19 protein-coding genes and 1 other RNA gene are annotated in these 22,712 nt (G+C 66.3%); 16 read left to right on the forward strand and 4 right to left on the reverse strand.

The annotated features are described in order from the left end of the window. The first annotated feature begins 163 nt into the window (after positions 1-163). Positions 164-1,963, forward strand: a complete 1,800-nt coding sequence (locus tag N2605_RS08210; protein WP_036003502.1) for an ABC transporter ATP-binding protein — start codon at positions 164-166, stop codon at positions 1,961-1,963. A gap of 55 nt (positions 1,964-2,018) precedes the next feature. Beyond that, entirely contained in the window at positions 2,019-3,419 is a 1,401-nt protein-coding gene (locus N2605_RS08215; protein WP_260346264.1) for an MATE family efflux transporter, read from the forward strand. A gap of 31 nt (positions 3,420-3,450) precedes the next feature. On the opposite strand, the gene N2605_RS08220 is transcribed toward N2605_RS08215, so the two are convergent. Both N2605_RS08220 and N2605_RS08225 read right to left on the reverse strand, forming a co-directional pair. Then, complete coding sequence (locus N2605_RS08220) at positions 3,451-4,194, reverse strand: sulfite exporter TauE/SafE family protein (RefSeq protein ID WP_036038352.1); 744 nt, start codon at positions 4,192-4,194, stop codon at positions 3,451-3,453. A 312-nt stretch (positions 4,195-4,506) separates the two neighbouring features. Beyond that, positions 4,507-5,877: an aminotransferase-like domain-containing protein gene (locus tag N2605_RS08225; RefSeq protein WP_260346265.1), complete on the reverse strand. Its 1,371-nt coding sequence runs from the start codon at positions 5,875-5,877 to the stop codon at positions 4,507-4,509. Between the two features lie 79 nt (positions 5,878-5,956). Here N2605_RS08225 and N2605_RS08230 point away from each other — a divergent pair, with 79 nt between their 5' ends. Both N2605_RS08230 and N2605_RS08235 read left to right on the forward strand, forming a co-directional pair. Next, positions 5,957-6,394: a DUF983 domain-containing protein gene (locus tag N2605_RS08230; protein ID WP_225151439.1), complete on the forward strand. Its 438-nt coding sequence runs from the start codon at positions 5,957-5,959 to the stop codon at positions 6,392-6,394. 68 nt (positions 6,395-6,462) lie between these two features. Further along, positions 6,463-7,176 (forward strand): alpha/beta fold hydrolase, encoded by a 714-nt coding sequence (locus N2605_RS08235; protein WP_260346266.1) that lies wholly within the window; start codon positions 6,463-6,465, stop codon positions 7,174-7,176. A gap of 201 nt (positions 7,177-7,377) precedes the next feature. On the opposite strand, the gene rnpB is transcribed toward N2605_RS08235, so the two are convergent. Next, positions 7,378-7,808: RNase P RNA component class A (gene rnpB / locus N2605_RS08240), an RNA gene on the reverse strand. Positions 7,809-7,958: 150 nt separating this feature from the next. Here rnpB and N2605_RS08245 point away from each other — a divergent pair. Further along, positions 7,959-8,312: a YciI family protein gene (locus N2605_RS08245; RefSeq protein WP_074447535.1), complete on the forward strand. Its 354-nt coding sequence runs from the start codon at positions 7,959-7,961 to the stop codon at positions 8,310-8,312. A gap of 137 nt (positions 8,313-8,449) precedes the next feature. After that, the gene (locus N2605_RS08250) at positions 8,450-9,679 is read left to right on the forward strand and encodes an RNA polymerase sigma factor (RefSeq protein ID WP_225188363.1); all 1,230 of its coding nucleotides are present in this window, start codon (positions 8,450-8,452) and stop codon (positions 9,677-9,679) included. Between the two features lie 123 nt (positions 9,680-9,802). Here N2605_RS08250 and N2605_RS08255 read toward each other — a convergent pair whose 3' ends face one another. Then, positions 9,803-10,585: an N-acetylmuramoyl-L-alanine amidase gene (locus N2605_RS08255; RefSeq protein WP_425248852.1), complete on the reverse strand. Its 783-nt coding sequence runs from the start codon at positions 10,583-10,585 to the stop codon at positions 9,803-9,805. A gap of 517 nt (positions 10,586-11,102) precedes the next feature. Here N2605_RS08255 and rsmH point away from each other — a divergent pair. The 10 genes from rsmH to murG all read left to right on the forward strand — a co-directional run bounded on the left by rsmH (position 11,103) and on the right by murG (position 22,621). Beyond that, positions 11,103-12,092, forward strand: a complete 990-nt coding sequence (rsmH, locus tag N2605_RS08260) for a 16S rRNA (cytosine(1402)-N(4))-methyltransferase RsmH (RefSeq protein WP_260346268.1) — start codon at positions 11,103-11,105, stop codon at positions 12,090-12,092. Between the two features lie 3 nt (positions 12,093-12,095). Beyond that, complete coding sequence (ftsL, locus tag N2605_RS08265; RefSeq protein ID WP_260346269.1) at positions 12,096-12,488, forward strand: cell division protein FtsL; 393 nt, start codon at positions 12,096-12,098, stop codon at positions 12,486-12,488. Then, a complete protein-coding gene (locus N2605_RS08270) occupies positions 12,485-14,239 on the forward strand; it encodes a peptidoglycan D,D-transpeptidase FtsI family protein (protein ID WP_260346270.1) in 1,755 nt (584 codons plus the stop codon). The genes ftsL and N2605_RS08270 overlap by 4 nt, the downstream gene beginning before the upstream one ends. Positions 14,240-14,325: 86 nt before the next feature. Next, positions 14,326-15,798, forward strand: coding sequence for a UDP-N-acetylmuramoyl-L-alanyl-D-glutamate--2,6-diaminopimelate ligase (locus N2605_RS08275; protein WP_260346271.1), 1,473 nt, complete (start codon positions 14,326-14,328; stop codon positions 15,796-15,798). Then, positions 15,795-17,177 carry a UDP-N-acetylmuramoyl-tripeptide--D-alanyl-D-alanine ligase gene (locus N2605_RS08280; RefSeq protein ID WP_260346272.1) on the forward strand — a complete coding sequence of 461 codons (1,383 nt, stop codon included), beginning with the start codon at positions 15,795-15,797 and terminating at the stop codon, positions 17,175-17,177. Before N2605_RS08275 ends, N2605_RS08280 begins: the two co-directional genes overlap by 4 nt. Before the next feature lie 139 nt (positions 17,178-17,316). Then, the gene (mraY, locus tag N2605_RS08285; protein ID WP_036003524.1) at positions 17,317-18,420 is read left to right on the forward strand and encodes a phospho-N-acetylmuramoyl-pentapeptide-transferase; all 1,104 of its coding nucleotides are present in this window, start codon (positions 17,317-17,319) and stop codon (positions 18,418-18,420) included. Positions 18,421-18,427: 7 nt separating this feature from the next. After that, on the forward strand, positions 18,428-19,828 hold the full coding sequence (gene murD / locus N2605_RS08290; protein ID WP_260346273.1) for a UDP-N-acetylmuramoyl-L-alanine--D-glutamate ligase: 1,401 nt from the start codon (positions 18,428-18,430) through the stop codon (positions 19,826-19,828). Between the two features lie 30 nt (positions 19,829-19,858). After that, on the forward strand, positions 19,859-20,152 hold the full coding sequence (locus N2605_RS08295; RefSeq protein WP_036003531.1) for a hypothetical protein: 294 nt from the start codon (positions 19,859-19,861) through the stop codon (positions 20,150-20,152). A 101-nt stretch (positions 20,153-20,253) separates the two neighbouring features. Then, a complete protein-coding gene (gene ftsW / locus N2605_RS08300) occupies positions 20,254-21,405 on the forward strand; it encodes a putative lipid II flippase FtsW (RefSeq protein WP_057026925.1) in 1,152 nt (383 codons plus the stop codon). Between the two features lie 115 nt (positions 21,406-21,520). Beyond that, a complete protein-coding gene (gene murG / locus N2605_RS08305; protein ID WP_425248838.1) occupies positions 21,521-22,621 on the forward strand; it encodes an undecaprenyldiphospho-muramoylpentapeptide beta-N-acetylglucosaminyltransferase in 1,101 nt (366 codons plus the stop codon). Positions 22,622-22,712 lie beyond the last annotated feature (91 nt).

The following is a 22,712-nucleotide window of genomic DNA, read 5'->3' on the forward strand; positions in this document are numbered from 1 at the left end:
AGAGGCCTCTTCCGCCAGCTTCGATTGGGCCAAGGTTTTGGCCAAGCGTCCCGATCGCTTCGTTTCCCAAGTCAAAGTCAGTCTTACGTGACGCCGTCGCGGCCTTTGGGCCGACTCGCGTCCATCGATGGAGCCGGCCCGCGCGAAGCGGCCGGATGATGCCATGACCGCTCTGTCAAAGAAGCCCGCCGCCATTCGCGTGGTGCTGCCCTTCGTCTTCCGGCACTGGCTGAAGCAGCCGGTGCGCGGCCTCGTCGTGGCCGGCGGCCTGTTGGGCGCAACCGTCGCCGACCTGTTCATGCCGGTCTTCTCCGGACATCTGGTCGATGCGTTGACCCGCGGACCGTCCGATCCCGATGCGCGCCATGCCGCGCTGGTCGCGTTCGGCGCCATCGTGGCGCTGGGCGCGGCCTCGGTGGTGCTGCGGCTCGCAGGGTTGCAGGCGATCGTGCCGTTCACGCTCAAAACCATGTCGGACGTCGCACAAGAGGCATTCACCCGCGTGCAGCGCTTCTCGACCGACTGGCATGCGAACTCCTTTGCCGGCTCCACGGTGCGGAAGATCACTCGCGGCATGTGGGCGCTCGACCTGCTCAACGACACCATCCTGATGGCGCTGGCGCCCTCGCTGCTGGTGCTGGTGGGCTCGATGATCCTGATCGGGATGCACTGGGCCTCGCTTGGCGTGGTGATCGCGATCGGGGCGATCTTCTACGTCACGATCACGGTGGTGCTCTCGACCCGCTACATCGCGCCGGCGGCCCGCGTCTCCAATGCCTGGGACACCAAGGTCGGCGGCACGTTGGCGGATGCGCTGACCTGCAATGCCGTGGTGAAATCCTTCGGCGCGGAGTCGCGCGAGGACACGCGGCTCGCCGGTGTCATCAACCGCTGGCGCGTGCGCGTGCGGCGGACCTGGTACCGCTATAATTACACGGCGATGTCGCAGCTCTCGCTGCTGCTGTGCCTGCGCGCGTCCGTGATCGGCGGATCGGTGCTGCTGTGGATGTCAGGTCACGCCTCGCCCGGCGACGTCACTTATGTGCTGACCAGCTACTACATCATCCACGCCTATTTGCGCGACGTCGGCATGCACATCAACAACCTCCAGCGCTCGGTCAACGACATGGACGAGCTGGTGGCGATCCATGACGAGCCGATCGGCATTGCCGATGCGGCCGACGCGCGGCCGATCGCGATCGAGGGCGGCGAGATCGTGTTCGACGACGTCACGTTCCACTATGGCGGCCATCGCGTGCCGCTGTACGACGGCTTGTCGGTCAGGATCCGCGCCGGCGAGCGGGTCGGCCTGGTCGGCCGCTCCGGCTCCGGCAAGACCACCTTCGTCAAGCTGGTGCAGCGGCTCTACGACGTCACCGGCGGCCGCGTGCTGATCGACGGGCAGGATATCGCGCTCGCCACGCAGCAATCGCTGCGCAGCCAGATCGCGATCGTGCAGCAGGAGCCGATCCTGTTTCACCGCACGCTCGCCGAGAACATCGCCTATGGCCGGCCCGGTGCCAGCCTTGAAGCGATCGAGCAGGCGGCCCGCCTCGCCAACGCGCATGACTTCATCCTGCGCCTGCCGAAGGGCTACGGCACGCTGGTCGGCGAGCGCGGCGTCAAGCTGTCGGGCGGCGAGCGGCAGCGCGTCGCGCTGGCGCGCGCCTTCCTGGCGGATGCGCCGGTGCTGATCCTGGACGAGGCGACCTCGAGCCTCGATTCGGAATCGGAGGCGCTGATCCAGGAGGCGATGGAGCGGCTGATGAAGGGGCGCACCTCGATCGTGATCGCGCACCGGCTGTCGACGGTGAGGAGCCTCGATCGCATCCTGGTGTTCGACCGCGGCGAGATCGTCGAGCAGGGCACGCATACGGTGCTCGCAGCCAAGCAAGGGGGCATCTATCGCGGCCTGTTCGAGCGTCAGGTGGTGGAGCTCGGACAGATCGCAGCAGCGGAGTGAGGCGCGCGGCGGCGGGGCGAAGTCCCGCCGTCACGGCGTCGAGGGATGGAATGAGATGAAAGACCTGACGCGCGGCTCCATCGCTAGCCACATCCTGAGCATGGCGCCTCCGATCATGGCCGGCATGATCTCGATCATGATCTGCCAGCTGGTCGATCTCTACTTCGTGTCGGGGCTAGGTGATGCCGCAGTGGCAGGCGTGGCCGCCGCGGGAAATGCCGGCTTTCTCGTCAACGGCCTGATACAGGTGCTCGGCGTCGGGACAGTGGCGCTGATTGCGCATGCGGTGGGACGCAAGGACCGGCGGGACGCCAATCTGATCTTCAATCAGGCGGTCGCGCTGTCGGTGCTGTTCGGCCTGCTGACCCTGGTCACGGGAGCGGTGCTGTCGCGTCTTTACATGCGTTCGATCGCCGCTGACCAGGCCACGATCGAGGCGGGGACCACTTATCTGTTGTGGTTCATGCCGGCGCTCGCGCTGGAATTCGTCATGCAAGTCATTGCCTCCGCGCTCAGCGCGACCGGCATCGTGCGCCCCGCCATGTTGGTGCGGGTCCTTGCCGTCATCATCAACATTGCACTGGCGCCGGTCCTGATCTCCGGCTGGGGCACCGGTTATCCGCTCGGTGTCGCCGGCGCCGGACTGGCGAGCACGATCGCGGTGGGCGCCGGCGTCCTGATGCTGCTGGCGTATTTTCGCAAGGTCGAGCGCTACGTTGCATTCAATCCGGTGCAGTGGCGTCCGCAACCACGCCACTTCAAGCGCATCCTCAATGTCGGTCTGCCGGCCGGCGGCGAGTTCGCAATGATGTTTATCTTCATGGCGGTAGTCTACTACGTGCTGCGCGACTTCGGCGCGGCGGCACAGGCAGGCTTCGGTATCGGCCAGCGCGTCCTCGCCCTCATCCAGATGCCGGCGCTCGCGGTTGCACTGGCGGCCGGGCCGATCGCCGGCCAGAATTTCGGCGCTGGCGACGCCGCGCGGGTGCGAGAGACTTTCGTCAAATCGGCGCTGATCACCTCCATCGTGGCGGTCGGCTTCATGATCCTCGCGCAGCTGAAGCCGGAGCTGCTGCTGGCCGGATTCTCGAACGATCGGGCGACGATGGAGGTCGCCTACCTGTTCCTGCGGATCATCTCGCTCAACATGGTGGCACAGGGGCTCATCTTCACCTGCTCGAGCATGTTCCAACGCCTCGGCAACACCAAGCCTGTGCTGCTGAGCTCGATGACGCGCGTGCTCACCTATTCGCTGCCGGTGCTCTGGCTGTCGACGCGACCCGGATTCCGCATCGAGCACGTCTGGTATCTTTCGATCGCGGCGACGACGCTGCAGGCCGGCTTGAGCTTGTGGCTGCTGCGCCGCGAGTTCGGCAAGCGCTTCGCGCCGCGGGACCAGGCCGCGGAGACGGTGGAAGCCAAGCCGGTCGCGCCTTCCGCCCGTGCTCCCGCGTAGCGAAAGTGACCTCCCGCGAGTTCGCGGCGCTTTAATGCGCGCCAAGGCTGTTCCAGACGAGCGTCAGGCCCGACAGAAACAAGAGGCCGAGCACGACATCGCCGAAATGCTTGTCGTTCAGCGCATGGTAGACGCGCGCGCCCGCCCATGCGCCGATCAGCGTGCCCGGAAACGCGACGGCCGCGAGCCAGACCACCTTGAGGGCGACGAGACCTGATGCCGTCTGCAACACCAGCGCGGTGGCGAGCACCGTGAAGTTAAAGAGTTGGAAGATGCCGCGCCGCTCGTGCTTGTTCCAGCCGCGGATGTTGGCCCACAGGATCGGCAGCGGGCCGGACAATCCGGCAAGTCCGCCCAGAATGCCGCCGGCAAAGCCGATCGCACCGTCTGCGATCCGGCCGCCGATCTTGATCGCGAGCGGCCTCTTGTTCAGATACAGTGCGCTCGAAAAGATCAGGATCAGCACGCCGACGCTCAGCCTGAACACCTCCGGGTCCGCGGAGGCGACCATCATGGTCCCGAGCGGCACGCCAATCAGTCCACCGATCAGGAACGGCCAGACCAGCGAGAGATCGAAATTCTTCCACATCGAGGGCAGCGTCGAGGTCTGCGCGATGACCGAGCAGATCAGCACCAGGGGCACCGCGAGCGAGGGCGGCAGCACGTAGAGCCAGATGCCGAGTGCCATCAGCGCCGTGCCGAAGCCGGCCAGTCCCGAGACGAAGCCGCCGGCGAGCGCGCCGAGCAGCAGCAGGACGTAGGTGAGCGTTTCCAACGGATTGTCCTTGTCGCAAGCGGCGACCCCGAACGGTTGATCGCACGGCTCGCATAACATGCCTGCCGCCATCGAGGTCAATCCATGCCGCATGCAAGCGTGCTCTGCGGGCGCTTCACCGTCGGTGATCTAAAGTGCGATGAATATAGCTCGATTGCTACGAGGGAGGTGCGCTCCCTCTCCCGCTTGCGGGAGAGGGTTGGGAGAGGGTGTCTCCACAACGGGACAATCCCCAAGAGGAGAAAGCCCTCACCCGCGCCTTCGGCGCGACCTCTCTCGCAAGCGGGAGAGGTGAAGGAAACCATTTCCGCTTTAGACGATCTGCCTCGTATCGGCAGGCTTGTGCAGCGCGCCGACCAGGATACGCAGCGCTTCCGTCAATTCCGATCTGTTTCGGGCCGCGCCGAGCGAGACGCGTGCCGCATGCGGCGGTGCCCCGTCGACGGTGAAGGCATCGCCGGCGACGACCGCAAGCCCGTTCCGCAGCAGATGTGCCGCGACGTCGGGGCGTCCTTCCGGCAGCCGCAGCCAGAGATGATGCGCCGCGGGCCTGGCGAGGAACTGAAAGCCTTTCAGCGCGCGTTGCGCGAGCTGCTGGCGCCCGACCGCTTCGTTGCGGATGGCGCTGATGATGCGATCGGCGATGCCGTTTTCGATCCAATGCGTCACCAGCGCGACCATCAAGGGCGCCGGCATTTGCACGGTCGCCTGCAGGGAGGTGCGCATGTCCCGCTGGGCGCCGCTGTCGGGCGTCACCAGATAGGCAACACGCAGCGCCGGCGCGATGCATTTTGACAGCGTCGTTGCAAGATAAGTCCGCTCCGGAATGAGGTTCGCGATCGGCGAGGCCGAGCGGTCGAGCAGCCCGTAGGCGTCGTCCTCGATCAGGATGGTGCCGGCATCGCGGATGATCTTCGCAATAGTGCCGCGCCGCTCGGCGGAAAGCGTCGCCGTGGTCGGGTTGTGCAGCGTCGGAATGAGATAGACGGCTTTCGGCGTATGCACGCGGCACGCCTTTGCCAGCGCATCCGGCAGGATGCCGTCCTCATCCATGGGGACACCGACGAGCTTGACACCGAACAGTGCCGCGGCGGCCTTGATGCCGGGGAAGGTGAGCGCTTCGGTCAGTACGGTGTCGCCGGGTCGCGCAAGATGGGCGAGCAGGTTGAAGAGGATCGTCTGAGCGCCGGGAAAGATCACCAGCCGGTCGGCCTGTGCATGCGGAACGCGGGCGCGCATCCAGCGCGTCGCGACCTCGCGCTCATGCGCGCTGCCGCCGGGCGGCTGGTAGTTGAGATACGCCGTCAGGCCCGATTGCGCGTGGAGGGCTTCGAGCCCGGCGATGATGCGCTCGTCGAGCTGCGCCTCCAGCGGGTGCGGCGGCACGTTCATCGACAGGTCGATCGCGACCGGGTGCGGCAGGTCAACCGCGCGCCGCGCGCTGGTCTCCGAGACGAACGAGCCCTGTCCGACCCTGGCTTCCATGATGCCGCGGCGCCGCGCCTCGGTGTAGGCGCGCGTCACCGTGGTGAGGTCGATGCCGAGGGCCTTTGCCAGGGCGCGCTGCGTCGGCAGCTGCTGACCACGCACCAGCCTGCCGGCGGCAATGTCGGCCTCCATGGCGTCGACGATGCGCTGGTAGCGCGGGCCCGAAAGCTCCGAGATTGTAGGGATCCATTCCATGCAATTTAGGCCCATAACCTTTGAATGTATGGATGCAAGATATTATTGCATGGATCATCGAAAAGGAAGAGGTGTGGTCATGTCTGTCTCTCTGGCGACGGTCTCTCTGGCCAAGGCCATGTGGCGCGGCTTCGGCGGCAGATGTCCGAATTGCGGGGAAGGGCACATGTTCGGCCGCTTCCTGAAAGTGACGCAGGCTTGCGACCATTGCGGCGAGGAGCTGTTCCACCAGCGCGCCGACGATTTTCCCGCCTATCTCGTGATGGTGGTGGTCGGCCATCTCGTGGTGCCGGCAATCCTCGCGGTCGAGACCGCCTACGCGCCGCCGGAATGGCTGCAGCTCGCGGTGTGGCTGCCGGTGACGCTGTTCGCCTCCCTCGCGCTGCTGCAACCGACCAAGGGCGCCATCGTCGGCCTGCAATGGCAGCTCGGCATGCACGGTTTCGAGGCGGGCAAGCTGCGGCGCGAGGCCGGCGAGCTTGCGCCGGTGCTGGTGAAGGACACGCGCGCCGCCTGAGGCGGCGTTTACATCGCGCGGCATGCCGCTACACTCCATCGTATCAAGCAAGAACGATGGAAACGCCGATGGCCCCGCGCGCGAAGACCTTCCTGCTCTGTCACGGCGCATGGTCCGGCGGATGGGCCTGGAAGAAGATGCACCCGCTGATGGCGCAGGCCGGCCACCGCCTGGTGGCGCCGACCTACACCGGGCTCGGCGAGCGCGCGCATCTGGCCAATCCATCGATCGGTCTCGACACCCATATCCAGGACATCCTCAACGTCATCGCTTTCGAGGACCTCAGCGACATCGTGCTGCTCGGCCACAGCTATGGCGGCATGGTTGCGACCGGGGTCGCCGACCGCGCGCGCGAGCGCGTGACGCAGCTGATCTACCTCGACGCCTTCGTGCCGCGTGACGGCCAGTCGCTGTTCGACCTCAACGAGGGCGGGCGCGAGCAGATGCGCAGGGCAGTCAGCTCGGGCGACGGCTATCGCATCCCGCCGAACCCGCCGCCGCCGGACACGGCGCAGGCCGATCTCGACTGGCTCAATGCGCGCCGCGTCCCGATGCCGATCAAATGCTTCGAGACGCGCCTGAGGGTCGAACATGGCGAGCCGGCGGTGCCGCGCAGCTACATCTACTGCACGCGCCTTCCGCCCGGCGATGTGTTCGGGCAGTTTGCCCAGCGCACGAAGAGCGAGCAGGGCTGGCGCTATGTCGAGCTCGACGCCAGCCACGCGCCGAATGTGACGGCGCCGGAGGCGTTGATGAAAGCGTTGAGCGAGATCGTGGCGTAACTCTCGCCGTCATTCCGGGGCGTGCGCAGCACGAGCTACGATGCGCAATTGCGCATCTGAGAATCCATTTCTCTGCAGTCTCTGCCGCCCGATGGATTCCGGGCTCTCGCTTCGCGAGCCCCGGAATGACGGCGGTTGGCTGGCGAGGTGATCGGCCAAAATGGTGAGGGGTCCGATGCGTTGGCACCGAACCCCTCGTCGCACATCAGCCGGCCTGTAAGCCGGGTTCTGTAGGGCACCGCCCGCTTGCGCGCGCGATACGTGACGGCCATTCCTCTGGGACCATGTTTGCACATGGCCTCGAGCAACCTACCCGGACGGCGGGCCTGACATCGCCCCGCGGCGTTATCGCTTTCGCGAACAGCCCGCTTAAGCCGTCCCTATTCGGTTTTGCTCCCGGTGGGGTTTGCCATGCCGGCTCCGTTGCCGGACCCGCGGTGCGCTCTTACCGCACCTTTTCACCCTTGCCGCGCCGAAGCCCCGGAGGGCGAAGGCGGGCGGTTCGTTCTCTGTGGCACTTTCCCTGGGGTCACCCCCGCCGGACGTTATCCGGCACCGCATGTCAAGGGAGCCCGGACTTTCCTCCCCGGCGGCCTTTCGGCACCTGCCGGAGCGGCCGTCCGGCCGACTGACGGCTTTAGGCATGGGCATTTGTGACGGTTTCGTCAAGCCGATATCGCGAGGCACGCTCGCCCAGAAATAATTTATCCTGAAGATGTCGTTTGGCGCGTGCCCCGTTCGACTGGATGTCGGCGATGGAGCCGAGCAACAGGAGTGAACCGATGCAATATCTGCTGATGATCTACCAGAACGAGGTCGAGTACGCGAAGATCGACGCGGCGACCAGCCAGAAGATCCTGGCCGAGTATCAATCCTTCACGCAAGACATCATCCAGAACGGCAATTTCAAGGCCGGCGACCGCTTGCAGCCGACCACGACCGCGACAACGGTGCGCGTGCGCGACGGAAAGACGCTGACGACCGATGGTCCGTTCGCGGAAACGCGCGAGCAGCTCGGCGGCTATTACCTGATCGAAGCCAAGGATCTCAACGCCGCCATCGAGATCGCGGCGCGGATTCCGAGCGCACGCATCGGCTCGATCGAGGTGCGGCCGATCTGGGTCTATGAGAAGTGACGGCTCTCTCACCTTCGTCATTCCGGGATGCGCCGCAAGGCGCAGGCCCGGAATCCATATCCCCGAATCGTGGTTATGGATTCCGGGCTCGCGGCTTTGCCGCGCCCCGGAATGACGAGAGGGGGTGATCGCGTGACATGACCCCTGGCGAGATCGACAAAATCTTCCGCGACGAGGCGGGGCGGGCGCTAGCCACGCTGATCCGTCTCGTCGGCGATTTCGATCTCGCCGAGGACGCGCTGCAGGATGCGTTCGCGGTCGCGCTGGAACGCTGGGCGTGTGAGGTCCCCGACAATCCGCGCGCCTGGCTCGTCAACGTCGCCAAGCATAAGGCGATCGATCGCATCCGCCGTCAGGCTGTCTTCCGCGGCAAGCAGCAGGCGCTGGTGCACGAGCTCGAGCTCAACGCGCTGGGCCCGGACGAGCCGACCGCAACGCTCGACGACGACATGCTGCGGCTGATCTTCACCTGCTGCCATCCCGCGTTCGCGCCCGAGGTCCAGGTCGCACTGACGCTGCGCACCGTGTGCGGACTGTCGACGGCGCAGGTGGCACGCGCCTTCCTCGTCGGCGAGGAGGCGATGGCGCAGCGGCTCGTCCGTGCCAAGCAGAAGATCAGGCTTGCCGGCATCCCCTATGAGGTGCCGGAACGCGAGATGCTGGCGCCGCGGCTCGATGGCGTGCTCGCCGTGGTCTATCTCGTCTTCACCGAAGGCTATGTCGCAACCGAGGGCGCGGACTTGATGCGGCCTGATCTGGCGAGCGAAGCCATCCGGCTTGGCCGCCTGCTGAACCGGCTGATGCCCGACCGCGCCGGCATCAAGGGCCTGCTGGCCCTGATGCTGCTGCACGACGCGCGCCGCGCCGGGCGACAGACGCCGGCCGGCGACATCGTCCTGCTCGAAGAGCAGGACCGCTCGCTGTGGCACCGCGCGCAGATCGACGAGGGGCTGCGGCTGGTGGAGCACGCGCTGCGCGTGCCGGGCCGGCCACAACCCTATGCGGTGCAGGCCGCGATCGCGGCGCTGCATGCGCGTGCGCCGAGCTTCGAGGAAACCGACTGGCCGCAGATTGCGGGGCTGTACGAGGTGCTGCTGCGCATCAATCCGTCGCCCGTGATCGAGCTCAATCACGCCGCGGCGCTGTCGATGGTCGATGGGCCGGCACGAGCGCTCGATCTCGTCGATGCGATCGCCGCGCGCGGCGGGCTTCGCGGCTATGAGCTGTTGCCCGCCGTGCGCGCGGATCTGTTGCGGCGGCTCGGCAGGACGGAGGAGGCGCGCGAGGCCTATCGTGCGGCGACGGTGGCGACGCAGCTCGAGCCGTTGCGAAGGCTCTATGCGCGAAGGATGAGGGAGATGGATTGAGTTTCCGTCATGGCCGGGCTTGTCCCGGCCATCCACGTTCGTCATGCGTGGAGGCAGGACGTGGATGCCCGGGACAAGCCCGGGCATGACGGAGCAAGAGGTCACATTCTCGGAAGACGTCTGCTATGTCGACGCCACCGGCGTTCCTTCCGCCGGCAGGCTCGACAGCAGCGCCTGTAAGGTCGACAGCGTCGAGTGATCGGCGACGCCGTCCAGCCGCGCCGGGCGGAAATGGCGCTGGAAGGCGGTGACGACTTCCATCGTCGCAGCGTCGTACTTGCCGTTCAGGGGCACGCCATAGCCGTATCTTGCCAGCGCCTGCTGCATGCTCAGCACCGCGTCGCTGATGGTGCCGAGCATGAGAGTCTCGCCGCGGACAATCGGCGCGGGCGTCACCCAGTGGCCGACGCCGGAATTGGCCAGCGAATGCCACGGAAATTTCTCGCCGGGATCCTTCTTGCGGGCGGGCGCGACGTCGGAATGGCCGAGCACCCGGTGCGCCGGCACCTTGCGGCGGAGCATGATGCCGCGGCACAGCGCGATCACGGCGGCAATCTGGCGCAGCGGAAACTCAGGATAGCCCCAGTCATGGCCGCGATTGATGATCTCGATGCCGATCGAACAGGAGTTGATGTCGTCCTCGCCGGCCCAGGAGGAGACGCCCGCGTGCCAGGCACGCTTGGCCTCAGGCACGCATTGCACGATGCGGCCGTCCTCCAGCACGACATAATGCGCCGACACTTCGGTGCCGGCGGTGCAGAGGCGCGCCAGCGCGCCTTCGACATCGGGCATGCCGGTGTAGTGCAGCACGATCATGTCCGGCTGCCGTCCCTTGCTGCGCTCGCCATGGTTCGGGGAGGGGATGATGTCGGAGACGATCGAGGAATCGGGCTCGAAGGTGCGCAGGCCCGCCACGGTCTTGGGAACCGGGAGAACGCGGTGACGCTTCGAATCAGATCCAGGCGTGGACGAACCCGAGGGCATGAGCAGCTCAATGGACGGAGAGTGGGGCAAGCCCTTCTCTTTACTATTCCTTTACCCTCCATCGCGCGCAATTGCGCGGCGCGGTTAACGGATTCATTTTGGCAATGTGTGTGGATGACGCATCACTCCATCGTCACCTTTTCCACTTGTCACGAACCGAGCAACGCTTTCTTAACGCTAAGGGCCGTTACTGAGGGATGAAGAGCCGACCCGCGTCCGGAGGCGGCCAAAGCGTATTTTGGCTCGAAATCCCATGGCTGCCCGACAAATTCCGCTGGGAACACTGGGTTTGTGGCCCGGGACGATCGGGCTTGGTAACCATGCTGGACGGGGGCTTTGTCGTGGAACCGCCGCGACGCGCAATGATTCGAGGCGTTATGGGCTTGTTCGGCCTCGATTCCGCTTGGGTATCTCGGCCGGCGGCCGGCAGGCGTCGCGCATGAGTTCGGTTCCGCACATCCCCGTTCTTGGCCGTGAGGCCATCGCGCATCTCGCCCCGCGCGAGGGCGGCGTCTACGTCGATGCCACTTTTGGCGCCGGCGGCTATAGCCGCGCGATCCTGGACGTGCCGGGAACCCGATTGATTGCCATCGATCGCGACCGCACCGCGATTGCCGGCGGTGCCGAGCTGGTCGAACGCGCCGCGGGCCGGCTGACGCTGGTCGAGGACCGCTTCTCCAATCTCGCCGAAGTTTGCGACGCGCAGGGCGTCGATGACGTCGAGGGCGTCGTGATGGATGTCGGGGTATCCTCGATGCAGCTCGACCAGGCCGGCCGTGGCTTCTCCTTCCGCCTCGACGGTCCGCTCGACATGCGGATGGGCCAGACAGGTCCGACCGCGGCCGAAATCGTCGCGCGCGCCTCGGAAGGCGATCTCGCCGACATCATCTATCTCTTTGGCGAGGAGCGGCATTCGCGCCGCATCGCCCGCGCCATCGTCGCGGACCGGCAGGAAACCCCGTTCACGACCACCCGCGCGCTCGCCGATCTCGTCGGCAGGGTGGTGCGATCCAAGCCCGGCGACATTCACCCGGCGACACGGACGTTCCAGGCGCTGCGCATCTTCGTCAACGAAGAGCTCGAGGAGCTCCAGACCGCGCTCGCTGCGGCCGAGCGCGTGCTCAAGGCCGGCGGCCGCCTCGTCGTCGTCTCGTTCCATTCGCTGGAAGACCGCATCGTCAAGAATTTCCTCGCCGAGCGCTCCAAGACCGGCGGCGGCTCGCGGCATCTGCCGGAGGTCGCGCAGATTGCGCCGAGCTTCCAGCTGCTGACGCGGCGGCCGGTCGTCGCCGGCGAGGACGAAGTTGCGCACAATCCGCGCGCGCGCTCGGCAAAGCTGCGCGCGGCCGAGCGCACCGCGGCGCCGGCGCATGAGACCGATGAGGCATCGTCCTGGCCGAAGCTCGCCGACGTGATGAGGGGCGGCTAGCGCATGCGCATCATCCACCTCCTCGTCATCGGTGCGCTGATCTTCGCAGCCGCCCATGTCTACCGGATCAAGATGGACTCCACGGCGCGCACCGAGAAGGTGCTGCGGCTGCGCGCGGAGATCCGCGAGCAGCGCGATGCGATCGCGGCGCTGCGGGCCGAATGGGCCAAGCTCGACGCGCCTCACCGCCTGCAAGGGCTGTCCGACCGGCATCTGCACCTCAAGCCGGTCAATGGCACGCAATATGATTCGCTGAAGAACCTGCCGGAGCGTCCGCCCCGGATGTTCAGGCCGGGCGAGCCCGATCCGATCGGGGCCATGCTCAAGACCATCGAAGCCGCGAGCGACCCTGATGCGGTGACGGGCTCCGTGCCTCAGCCCGAGGATAAGCAATGAGCCCGGCAACGCCTGCAAAACCCATCGAGAAGTCGACTGAGCCTTGGCGGCGGCGGCTGATCCGTAGCCTGCTCTACGGGCGCAACGTCGATCGCGCCGCGAAGGCGCGCGCGCGTGTCGGCCTCGCCATGCTCGCCTTCGCTTCGGTCTATGCCCTGATCGGCGGGCGGCTCGTGATGTTCGCGATCGGCGCCGACGCCCACAGCGCGCGCCGCGCCGCAGCGCAAGAGGTGGTTGCGACCGCGCGGCCCGACATCGTCGATCGCAACGGCGCCATCCTTGCGACCGACGTCAAGGCGGCGAGCCTGTTCGGCGAGCCGCGCCGCATCATCGACAAGGACGAGGCGATCGAGCTCCTCACCGCGACCATTCCCGACCTCGACGAGGCCGAGGTGCGCGAGCGCCTAAGGACACGCAAGGGCTTCGTCTGGCTCAAGCGCGAGGTCACGCCGGCGCAGCAGCAGGCCGTCCACAAGCTCGGCATTCCTGGTATCGGATTCCTGCGCGAGAACAAGCGCGTCTATCCGACCGGCAACGAGGTCGCTCACCTCATCGGTCTCGTCAATATCGACAACCAGGGCATCGCCGGCCTCGAGAAGTGGCTCGACAATCAAGGGCTCGCCGACCTCCACCGCGCCGGCTTTGCCACCGACCGGTTGCAGAAGCCGATCGAGCTCGCGGTCGATCTGCGGGTCGAGCATGCGCTGCGCGACGAGCTGTTGAAGGCCAAGGACAAGTTCCGCGCCAAGGCCGCCTCAGGCATCGTCTCCAACGTCAAGACCGGCGAGATCGTGGCGATGGTCTCGCTGCCGGACTTCGATCCCAACAATCCGAAGGAAGCGCACGACCCCGACCGCATCAACCGCCTCACCACCGGCGTCTACGAGATGGGCTCGACCTTCAAGGCGTTCACGCTGGCGATGGGGCTCGATTCCGGCAAGATCAATCTGAACTCGATGTGGGACGCACGCGGCAACCTGCACTACGGCAAGTTCACCATCCACGACAGCCATCCGGTCGGGCGCTTCATCAACACCAAGGAAGTGTTCACCTATTCCTCCAACATCGGGGCGGCACGGATTGCGCTCAACCAGGGTGTCGAGGCGCACAAGGCGTTCCTCGCCAAGCTGGGCCAGATGACGCGGCTGCGCACCGAATTGCCGGAGAGTGCGGCGCCGCTGCTGCCGCGGCGCTGGAGCGAGCTGAACACGGTCACCGCCGCGTTCGGCCAGGGCCTGTCGGTGGCGCCGCTGCAGGCGGTGATGGGCATCAACGCGCTGGTGAACGGCGGCTATCTGATTCCGCCGACATTCCTGAAGCGCAGCGAATCCGAAGCCATGGCGATGGCCAAGCGCGTTATCAAGCCGGAGACAAGCGACAAGATGCGGTTCCTGATGCGGCTCAATGCCGAAGTCGGTTCGGCGAGAAAGGCGGACGTCAAGGGCTATTACGTCGGCGGCAAGACCGGCACGTCCGAGAAGGTCGTCAACGGCCGCTACGCCAAGAAGCGCGTGCTCAATTCCTTCACCGCCATCCTGCCCTGCGATGATCCCAAATATCACGTCCTGATCATGCTGGACGAGCCGCAGGCACTGCCGGAAACGCATGGTTTCATCACCTCGGGCTGGAACGCGGTGCCGACCGGCGGCAAGGTGATCGAGCGGATCGCGCCGCTTCTGGGGGTCGAGCCGCGGTTCGAGCTGCCGCCTGCGGAGCGCCTTATTCTTGCAGCATCCAGGACAACCCAGTAATCAACCGGGTGGGCCATCGCCGCTGCTGAGTCGGGATTTTCCCCGGAGGATTCGGCTTTCCGGCACGGCATGTCGACTGGAACACCATGAAGCTGCGCGACCTCTTGGGTCAGGATGTCAAGGGCAATGATGCCGCGATCGAGCCCGCCGCTGCGGCGCTCGAGGTGAGCGGCCTTGCGCTCGACAGCCGCGTGGTCAAGCCGGGCGATCTCTTCTTCGCGCTCGCAGGCAGCAAGACCGACGGCGCCCGCTTCGTCGATGCCGCGATTGCGGCGGGCGCGGTGGCCGTCGTCGGCAACCATGCACCGGACGCCTGCAAGGTGCCGTTCATCGCTGTCGCCAATCCACGCCGCGCGTTGGCACTTGCCGCGGCCAGATTTTTCCCGGCACAGCCCGCGACGATTGCCGCGGTGACCGGAACCAGCGGCAAGACCTCGGTCGCCGCGTTCACGCGCCAGATCTGGGAGCGGCTCGGGCACGCCTCCGCCAGCATCGGCACCATCGGTCTCGTATCGCAGAAGCGCACCGTCTATGGCTCGCTGACTACGCCGGATCCGGTCGCGCTGCACCGGCAGTTGGACGAGATCGCGCGCGAGGGCGTCACGCATCTCGCCTTCGAGGCGTCTTCGCACGGGCTCGACCAATATCGCCTCGACGGCGTGCGCGTCTCGGCCGGCGGCTTCACCAATCTCTCGCGCGACCACATGGATTACCATCCGACCGTTGCGCATTATCTCGCGGCCAAGCTCCGCCTGTTCCGCGAGTTGGTCCCGCCTGATGGCGCTGCGGTGATCTCGGCCGATCATGATTGCTCGGCGGAGGCGATCGATGCGGCAACATCGCGCGGCCTGCGCGTCATGGCGGTCGGCCGCAACGGCGATGGCGCCGGCGAGGGCATTCGCCTCACGGAGGCCGTAGTCGAAGGCTTCTCGCAAAAGCTTACGGTCGAACATCGCGGCAGGGCTTACGCGATCCGGCTGCCGCTGGTCGGCGAATTCCAGATCGAGAATGCGCTGGTGTCGGCCGGCCTCGCCATCGGCACGGGCAGCGGTGCTGAAAACGTGTTTGCGAACCTCGAACATCTCGAAGGCGCCAAGGGCCGGCTCGAGCGCGTCGGCGAGCGCAACGGCGCGCCGATCTTCGTCGATTATGCGCACAAGCCCGATGCGCTCGCGAAGGCGCTGCAGGCGCTGCGGCCTTATGCGAAGCGCAAGCTGGTCGTCGTGTTCGGCGCCGGCGGCGACCGCGATGCCGGCAAGCGTCCGATCATGGGCGAGATCGCGGAGGCGAACGCCGACGCCGTCATCGTCACCGACGACAATCCGCGCAGCGAGAAGCCGGAAGCGATCCGCGCCGCGATCCTCGCCGCCGCCAAGGGCGCCCGCGAGATCGGCGACCGCGCCGAGGCGATCCGCGCCGCGATCGAGGGCTTGCAGGAGGGCGATGCGCTGCTCATCGCCGGCAAGGGCCACGAGACCGGGCAGATCGTCGGCGGCGAGGTGCTGCCTTTCAGTGATCACGAGGCGGTCGCCGCCGCACTAGCGTCGAGGGTTGCATGAGCGGGCCAATATGGACGGTTGCCGAGGTCGCGCGCGCGCTTGGTGTTACGGGATCTTTCCCGGACACGGCAATAGACTTCGTCACCCAGGACAGTCGGCTGGTGAAGCCGGGCAGCCTGTTCGTTGCGCTGAGCGGCACGCCGAGCGGCGGCTTCATCTCGGCTTTCGCCAGCGCGCGCGACGGCTGGGAGTTCGCCGACAAGGCGGAAGCCGCAGGCGCCGTCGCGATGATCGTGCCGCACGAGATCGCGGGCATCCGCATTCCCCAGATCGTCGTCAAGGACACGCTGATCGACGGCCTCTGGGCCCTCGCGCGCGCCGCACGCGCGCGCTTCAGCGGCCCGGTGATCGGGCTCACCGGCAGCGCCGGCAAGACCAGCACCAAGGAATTTCTCGCCGCCTATCCGAACGCCTATGCGAGCCCCTCGAGCTTCAACAATTTCTGGGGCGTGCCGCTGACGCTGTGCAATGCCAGGCGGGACGCCAGCCTCTGGGTCGTCGAGATGGGCATGAACCAGAAGGGCGAGATCGCCCGTCTCAGCGAGCTCACGCAGCCAACCGTCGCGCTCGTCGTCAACGTCCAGCCGGTGCATCTGGAAAAGCTCGGTTCGCTCGAAGCCATCCGGCGCGAGAAGGTATCGATCGCGCTCGGACTGCCCGAGAACGGCGTGCTGGTGCTGCCCGCCGGAATCAAGGCTTCCGAGTGGAAGGGCAAGGTCGTGCGCTTCGGCGGCGAGCATGCCGAGGTGCACGAGGTCGCGCACGCGCCGCACGGCGAGAGCTGGCAGGTCGTGGCCGCGATCGGCAGGAAGGAGATCGCCTTCAGCCTCACCCCTGGCGCGCCGCACCGGGTGCACAATGCGCTGGCCGCGCTCGCCTCGGTTCATGCCGCGCATCTCGACGTCGCGACGCTCGCGGTCAAGCTCGACCGCGTCGGCATCATGACCGGCCGCGGCGTCGAGCAGGCGGTCGGCGACGTCACCGTGATCGACGACAGCTTCAACGGCAATCCGGCCAGCGTGGCCGCGGCGCTGCAAAGTCTGCAGGCGCGCAACATGAGCGGCGGCCGTCGCATCGCGATTCTCGGCGACATGCTCGAGCTCGGCGCGGACGCAACGAGCTATCACACCGGCCTTGCCAGCCACCTCGACGGCATCGATGGCGTCTATTGCGTCGGGCCGCTGATGCGCCACCTGTTCGACGCATTGCCCTCGGGCAAGGGTCTTGGCTGGCACGACGATCCCGCCACGCTGAAGCCGGACGAGGTCGCAAATCTGCTGAAGGCAGGCGACGTCGTGGTTGTCAAGGGCAGCAAGAAGATGTTCTGGGTCAACAAGTTTGTGCCGGGGCTGGTGGCCGCCTTGCAGGCAAAGGCGTAAACTGCTTGGAAGACGCCGTTCCCGAATCCCACCCTTTGCGGCGGAAGCCGTCCGTTTCCCGAAACGCGCGGCCCATGACGAAGACCAGCGAATGCGCGTGAAGCACCTGGACGTGCAAAGGCGCCATAGGACCGTCTGAATGTTTTACTGGCTGATCGAGCTTTCCAACACATTTCCGGGCTTCGGTGCCTTTCGCACCTTCCTGAACGTCTTCCGCTACATCACCTTCCGCACCGGTGGCGCCATCGTGACCGGCGCGCTGTTCGTGTTCCTGTTCGGCCCCTGGATCATCGATCACTTGCGCATCCGTCAGGGCAAGGGCCAGCCGATCCGCACCGACGGTCCGCAATCGCATCTTTCCAAGAAGGGCACGCCCACCATGGGCGGGCTGATGATCCTGTCCGGGCTCACGGTCGGCACCGTGCTGTGGGCCAATCCGCTCAACCCCTATGTCTGGATCGTGCTGGCGGTGACGCTCGGCTTCGGCTTCGTCGGCTTCTATGACGATTACCTCAAGGTGACCAAGCAGACCACGACCGGGTTCGGCGGCAAGCTACGCCTCCTGATCGAAGCCGTGATTGCGCTGGTCGCCTGCTATGCGCTGGTGCGGCTCAACCGCGATCCCGCCTCCACCGCGCTGACGATTCCCTTCCTGAAGGATACCGTGCTGCATTTCGGCTGGTTCTTCGTCGTCTTCGGCGCCTTCGTCATCGTCGGCGCCGGCAATGCGGTGAACCTCACCGACGGCCTCGACGGCCTCGCCATCGTGCCGGTGATGATCGCCACCGCGAGCTTCGCGATGATCGCCTATCTCACCGGCAACTTGGTGTTCGCCGATTACCTCCAGATCAAATATGTCGCCGGCACCGGCGAGCTCGCGGTGCTCTGCGGCGCGTTGCTCGGCGCTGGCCTCGGCTTCCTCTGGTTCAACGCGCCGCCGGCCTCGATCTTCATGGGCGACACCGGCTCGCTCGCGCTCGGCGGCATGCTCGGCGCGATTGCGGTCGCGGTGAAGCACGAGATCGTGCTCGCGGTGATCGGCGGATTGTTCGTGCTCGAGGCGGTTTCGGTCATCGTGCAGGTCGTGTCCTTCAAGCTCACGGGCAAGCGCGTGTTCGCGATGGCGCCGATCCACCATCATTTCGAGCAGAAGGGCTGGACCGAGCCGCAGATCGTGATCCGATTCTGGATCATCTCGGTGATGCTGGCGCTCGCCGGCCTCTCGACGCTGAAGCTGCGGTGACCGATCGATGATCCCCGTCACGTCCTTCGCCGGCAAGACGGTCGCGGTGTTCGGCCTCGGCGGCTCGGGGCTCGCCTCCTGCCATGCGTTGAAGGCCGGCGGGGCCGAAGTGATCGCGGCCGACGACAATGCCGAGAACGTCGCCAAGGCCACGCAGGCCGGCTTCATCACCGCGGAGTTGCGCAACGTTTCCTGGGCGAATTTCGCAGCCCTCGTGCTCGCGCCCGGCGTGCCGCTCACCCATCCGGTGCCGCACTGGAGCGTCTTGAAGGCGCGCGAGGCAGGGGTGGAGGTGATCGGCGACATCGAGCTGTTCTGCCGCGAGCGGCGCCGCCATGCGCCGGACGCGCCGTTCGTCGCCATCACCGGCACCAACGGCAAGTCGACCACGACGGCGCTGATCGCGCATCTGACCAAGGTCGCCGGCTACGACACCCAGATGGGCGGCAATATCGGCACCGCGATCCTGTCGCTGGAGCCGCCGCGCACGGGCCGCGTCCACGTCATCGAGATGTCGTCCTACCAGATCGACCTTGCGCCCTCGCTCGATCCCTCCGTCGGCATCCTGCTCAATGTCAGTGAGGACCATATCGATCGCCACGGCACGATCGAGCATTACGCCGCGGTGAAGGAGCGCCTCGTGGCCGGCGTGCAAGGCGGCGGCACCTCGATTGTCGGTGTCGATGACGGCTTTTGCCGCGACATCGCCGACCGGCTCGACCGCGCTGGCAAGAACGTGGTGCGCATCTCGGTCAAGAACCCGCTCGCGTCGGGCATTTACGTCGAGCACGGCACCATCGTGCGCGCCGCGGGCGGCGCCCGCAGCGAGATCGCCGCGCTCGGTGGCATCGGCTCGCTGCGCGGCCAGCACAACGCGCAGAACGCGGCCTGCGCGGCCGCCGCCGCGCTCGCCATGGGCATCAGCCAGGACGTGCTGCAGAACGGCCTGCGCAGCTTTCCGGGCCTGGCGCATCGCATGGAGCAGGTCGGGCGTCGCGGCAACGTGTTGTTCGTCAACGATTCCAAGGGCACCAACGCGGACGCCACCGCGCATGCGCTGTCGTCGTTTTCGGAGATCTTCTGGATCGCCGGCGGCAAGCCGAAGGCGGGCGGCATCACTGGCCTGACCGGGTTCTTCCCGCGCATCCGCAAGGCCTATCTGATCGGCGAAGCCGCGCAGGAGTTTTCGGGCACGCTGGGCACACAGGTCGGGCACGAGATCAGCCAGACCCTGGACGTTGCGGTCGAACACGCGGCCCGCGATGCGGAAGCGTCGGGCCTCACCGATGCCGTCGTGCTGCTGTCCCCCGCCTGCGCCTCCTTCGACCAGTACCGCAACTTCGAGATCCGCGGCACCAAGTTCCGCGAGCTGGTGCAAGCGCTGCCGGGTGTGCAGCCGGTAGTGTGAGGACACCGACACCAACCATTGAATGACATAATGACTCTGGTAGGCGCCTGGCTTGTAGATGAGACCGATGAACTGGCGCTAGCCCGCCTGGGAAATGTCCTGCTCGAGTTCGATGAGAGCGGTGGGCTGCGCTACACAATTCGTGAGCACGACAAGCGACAAATCATCAATCTTCGATATCGGGTGGAGGGCTCGACGATTGTCACCGACCAGCCCTCAGCTCCACAAGTTGAACGAACCCAGTTCTCATTCGCCGAGGATGGCGTTCTCACTCTGGCGTTTGGCGGCATACCCTATCGATTCGTCAGGGCTCCCGGTTCGTAGCCCGGCACCAACGCTTCGCTCAAAAGTTACCCGTCCCTTTAACCTCCCGGTAACCAACCTCGGCGACCAATGAACGGACCTCTGTCCGAAAGCGGCCGCCCATGCTCTCCCGTGAAGAACGCACCCCCTTTTCCGAGTGGTGGTGGACCGTCGACAAGCCGCTGATGGGCGCCATCCTGGGGCTGATGCTGACCGGGGTGATCCTGTCGCTGGCGGCGAGCCCGCCGGTTGCGACCCGCATCGGGCTCGATGCCTTCCATTTCTTCAGCCGCCACGTGCTGTTCCTGGTGCCGTCCTGCATCGTGCTGCTCGGGGTGTCCTTCCTGTCGCCGCGCGCGATCCGCCGCTCGGCGCTGATCATCTTCGCGGCGAGCATCGTCCTGATCGTGCTCACGCTCGCCTTCGGCCCGGAGGTGAAGGGCTCGCGCCGCTGGATCACGCTGCTCGGCGTCAACATCCAGGCCTCCGAGATCGCAAAGCCGTCCTTCGTCGTGATCGCGGCCTGGCTGTTCGCGGAATCGACGAGGCGCCCGGAGATGCCGGCGACCTCGATGGCGGTGGTGCTGCTGCTGATGCTGGTCGCGCTATTGGTGATGGAGCCGGATTTCGGCCAGACCATGCTGGTCCTGATGGTGTGGGGCTCGCTGTTCTTCATCGCGGGCATGCGGATGATCTGGGTGTTCGGCCTCGCAGGTCTCGGCGCGGCCGGCCTGTTCAGCGCCTATCTGTTCGTTCCGCACGTCGCGGGGCGCATCAAGCGCTTCATGAACCCGGCCTCCGGCGACACCTTCCAGGTCGATACCGCCATGGAAGCCTTCTACAACGGCGGCTGGTTCGGGCTCGGACCGGGCGAGGGCATCGCCAAGCGCAGCCTGCCGGACAGCCACACCGACTTCGTCTTCGCGGTCGCGGGCGAAGAGTTCGGCATCATCCTGTGCCTTGCGATGCTGGCGCTGTTCGCCTTCGTGGTCATGCGCACGCTGTCGCGCGCCTATGCCAACGAGGACATGTTCTCGCGCTTTGCGGCCTCCGGGCTCGCGATCCTGTTCGGCGTGCAGGCGGCGATCAACATGTCGGTGAACCTGCAGCTCATCCCCGCCAAGGGCATGACGCTGCCCTTCATCTCCTATGGCGGCTCCTCGATGGTCTCGCTCGCCTATGGCGTCGGCATGATGCTGGCGCTGACGCGGCTGCGCCCGCGCACCGAGGTCGAGGCGAGCGGCCACGCCGAGGCGATGCGCAGTTACGCGTGAGCCGTCATTGCGAGGAGCGAAGCGGCGAAGCAATCCAGGCTGTCTCCGCGGAGGTGGTCTGGATTACTTCGCTTCGCTCGCAATGACGAGAAAGACCCTGTAAAACTCCCTCATTATGGACACGTCCCCCCTGATTCTTCTCGCCGCGGGCGGCACCGGCGGCCATCTGTTCCCGGCCGAGGCCCTCGGCGTCGAATTGATCCGGCGCGGCTATCGCGTCCGCCTCGTCACCGACGAGCGCGCGCTGCGCTATAGCGGGCTGTTCAGCAAGGACATGATCGACGTGGTCAGAAGCGAGACCGCGCGCGGCCGCAATCCGCTTCAGCTGGCCTATGCCGGCCTCACGCTTGCCGCCGGCACGCTGTCGGCCTACGCGCTGATCAAGCGGTTGAAGCCCGTCGCCGTCGTCGGCTTCGGCGGCTATCCGACCTTGCCGCCGCTGGTCGCGGCGAAATTCGCCGGCGTGCCCGGCATCATCCACGACGCCAACGCCGTGCTCGGCCGCGCCAACCGGTTCCTGTCGAGCCGCGTGCGCGCCATCGCGACGTCCTTGCCCGGTGTGCTCGATCGCGATCCTGCGCTGGCAGGCAAGACGACGACCGTCGGCACGCCGATGCGTCCGGCGATCCTCGCGGCCGCCGCGGTGAAGTATGCCGCGCCCGAGCCGAACGGTCCGCTGCGTCTGCTCGTCGTCGGCGGCAGCCAGGGCGCGCGCATCATGGCCGACATCGTGCCTAGCGCGATCGAGCGGCTCGAGCCTGCGCTGTGGAGCCGTCTCGTCCTCACCCAGCAGGTGCGCGAAGAGGACATGAGCCGCGTGCGCGCCGTCTACGACAAGCTCAAGATCAAGGCCGAGCTCGCGCCGTTCTTCACGGATCTGCCGGCGCGGCTTGCCTCCAATCATCTCGTGGTATCGCGCTCCGGTGCGGGGACCGTGGCCGAGCTCGCCGCGATCGGCCGGCCCTCCATCCTGGTGCCGTTGCCGGGCTCGATCGACCAGGACCAGTTCGCCAATGCCGGCGTGCTGGCCAAGGTCGACGGCGCGATCCGCATCCCGCAGACCGAGTTCAGCTCCGACCGGCTGGCATCCGAACTTTCTGGCTTCGCCGCCGAGCCGGCACGGCTTGCCGCTATGGCGGCGGCGGCGAAGGGGGCGGGGCGGCTCGATGCGGCCGAGCGGCTGGCGGATCTCGTGGTGAAGACCGCGGGAATCTGACGCCTGTTCCGGCCCGAATGGCCAAAAAAGCCACTTGTCATGCCCCGCGAAAGCGGGGCATCCAGTATCCGACGCAGTTGAATTGAATCTC

Source organism: Bradyrhizobium yuanmingense, assembly GCF_025200905.1.
Taxonomy (GTDB): domain Bacteria; phylum Pseudomonadota; class Alphaproteobacteria; order Rhizobiales; family Xanthobacteraceae; genus Bradyrhizobium; species Bradyrhizobium yuanmingense.

What these genes read in the sequence shown, in the direction of transcription:
- N2605_RS08210 (WP_036003502.1), top strand. Translation starts at nt 164, where the DNA reads ATGACCGCTCTGTCAAAGAAGCCCGCCGCCATTCGCGTGGTGCTGCCC.
- N2605_RS08215 (WP_260346264.1), top strand. Translation starts at nt 2,019, where the DNA reads ATGAAAGACCTGACGCGCGGCTCCATCGCTAGCCACATCCTGAGCATG.
- N2605_RS08225 (WP_260346265.1), bottom strand. Translation starts at nt 5,877, where the DNA reads ATGGAATGGATCCCTACAATCTCGGAGCTTTCGGGCCCGCGCTACCAG.
- N2605_RS08230 (WP_225151439.1), top strand. Translation starts at nt 5,957, where the DNA reads ATGTCTGTCTCTCTGGCGACGGTCTCTCTGGCCAAGGCCATGTGGCGC.
- N2605_RS08235 (WP_260346266.1), top strand. Translation starts at nt 6,463, where the DNA reads ATGGCCCCGCGCGCGAAGACCTTCCTGCTCTGTCACGGCGCATGGTCC.
- N2605_RS08245 (WP_074447535.1), top strand. Translation starts at nt 7,959, where the DNA reads ATGCAATATCTGCTGATGATCTACCAGAACGAGGTCGAGTACGCGAAG.
- N2605_RS08250 (WP_225188363.1), top strand. Translation starts at nt 8,450, where the DNA reads ATGACCCCTGGCGAGATCGACAAAATCTTCCGCGACGAGGCGGGGCGG.
- rsmH (WP_260346268.1), top strand. Translation starts at nt 11,103, where the DNA reads ATGAGTTCGGTTCCGCACATCCCCGTTCTTGGCCGTGAGGCCATCGCG.
- ftsL (WP_260346269.1), top strand. Translation starts at nt 12,096, where the DNA reads ATGCGCATCATCCACCTCCTCGTCATCGGTGCGCTGATCTTCGCAGCC.
- N2605_RS08270 (WP_260346270.1), top strand. Translation starts at nt 12,485, where the DNA reads ATGAGCCCGGCAACGCCTGCAAAACCCATCGAGAAGTCGACTGAGCCT.
- N2605_RS08275 (WP_260346271.1), top strand. Translation starts at nt 14,326, where the DNA reads ATGAAGCTGCGCGACCTCTTGGGTCAGGATGTCAAGGGCAATGATGCC.
- N2605_RS08280 (WP_260346272.1), top strand. Translation starts at nt 15,795, where the DNA reads ATGAGCGGGCCAATATGGACGGTTGCCGAGGTCGCGCGCGCGCTTGGT.
- mraY (WP_036003524.1), top strand. Translation starts at nt 17,317, where the DNA reads ATGTTTTACTGGCTGATCGAGCTTTCCAACACATTTCCGGGCTTCGGT.
- murD (WP_260346273.1), top strand. Translation starts at nt 18,428, where the DNA reads ATGATCCCCGTCACGTCCTTCGCCGGCAAGACGGTCGCGGTGTTCGGC.
- N2605_RS08295 (WP_036003531.1), top strand. Translation starts at nt 19,859, where the DNA reads ATGACTCTGGTAGGCGCCTGGCTTGTAGATGAGACCGATGAACTGGCG.
- ftsW (WP_057026925.1), top strand. Translation starts at nt 20,254, where the DNA reads ATGCTCTCCCGTGAAGAACGCACCCCCTTTTCCGAGTGGTGGTGGACC.
- murG (WP_425248838.1), top strand. Translation starts at nt 21,521, where the DNA reads ATGGACACGTCCCCCCTGATTCTTCTCGCCGCGGGCGGCACCGGCGGC.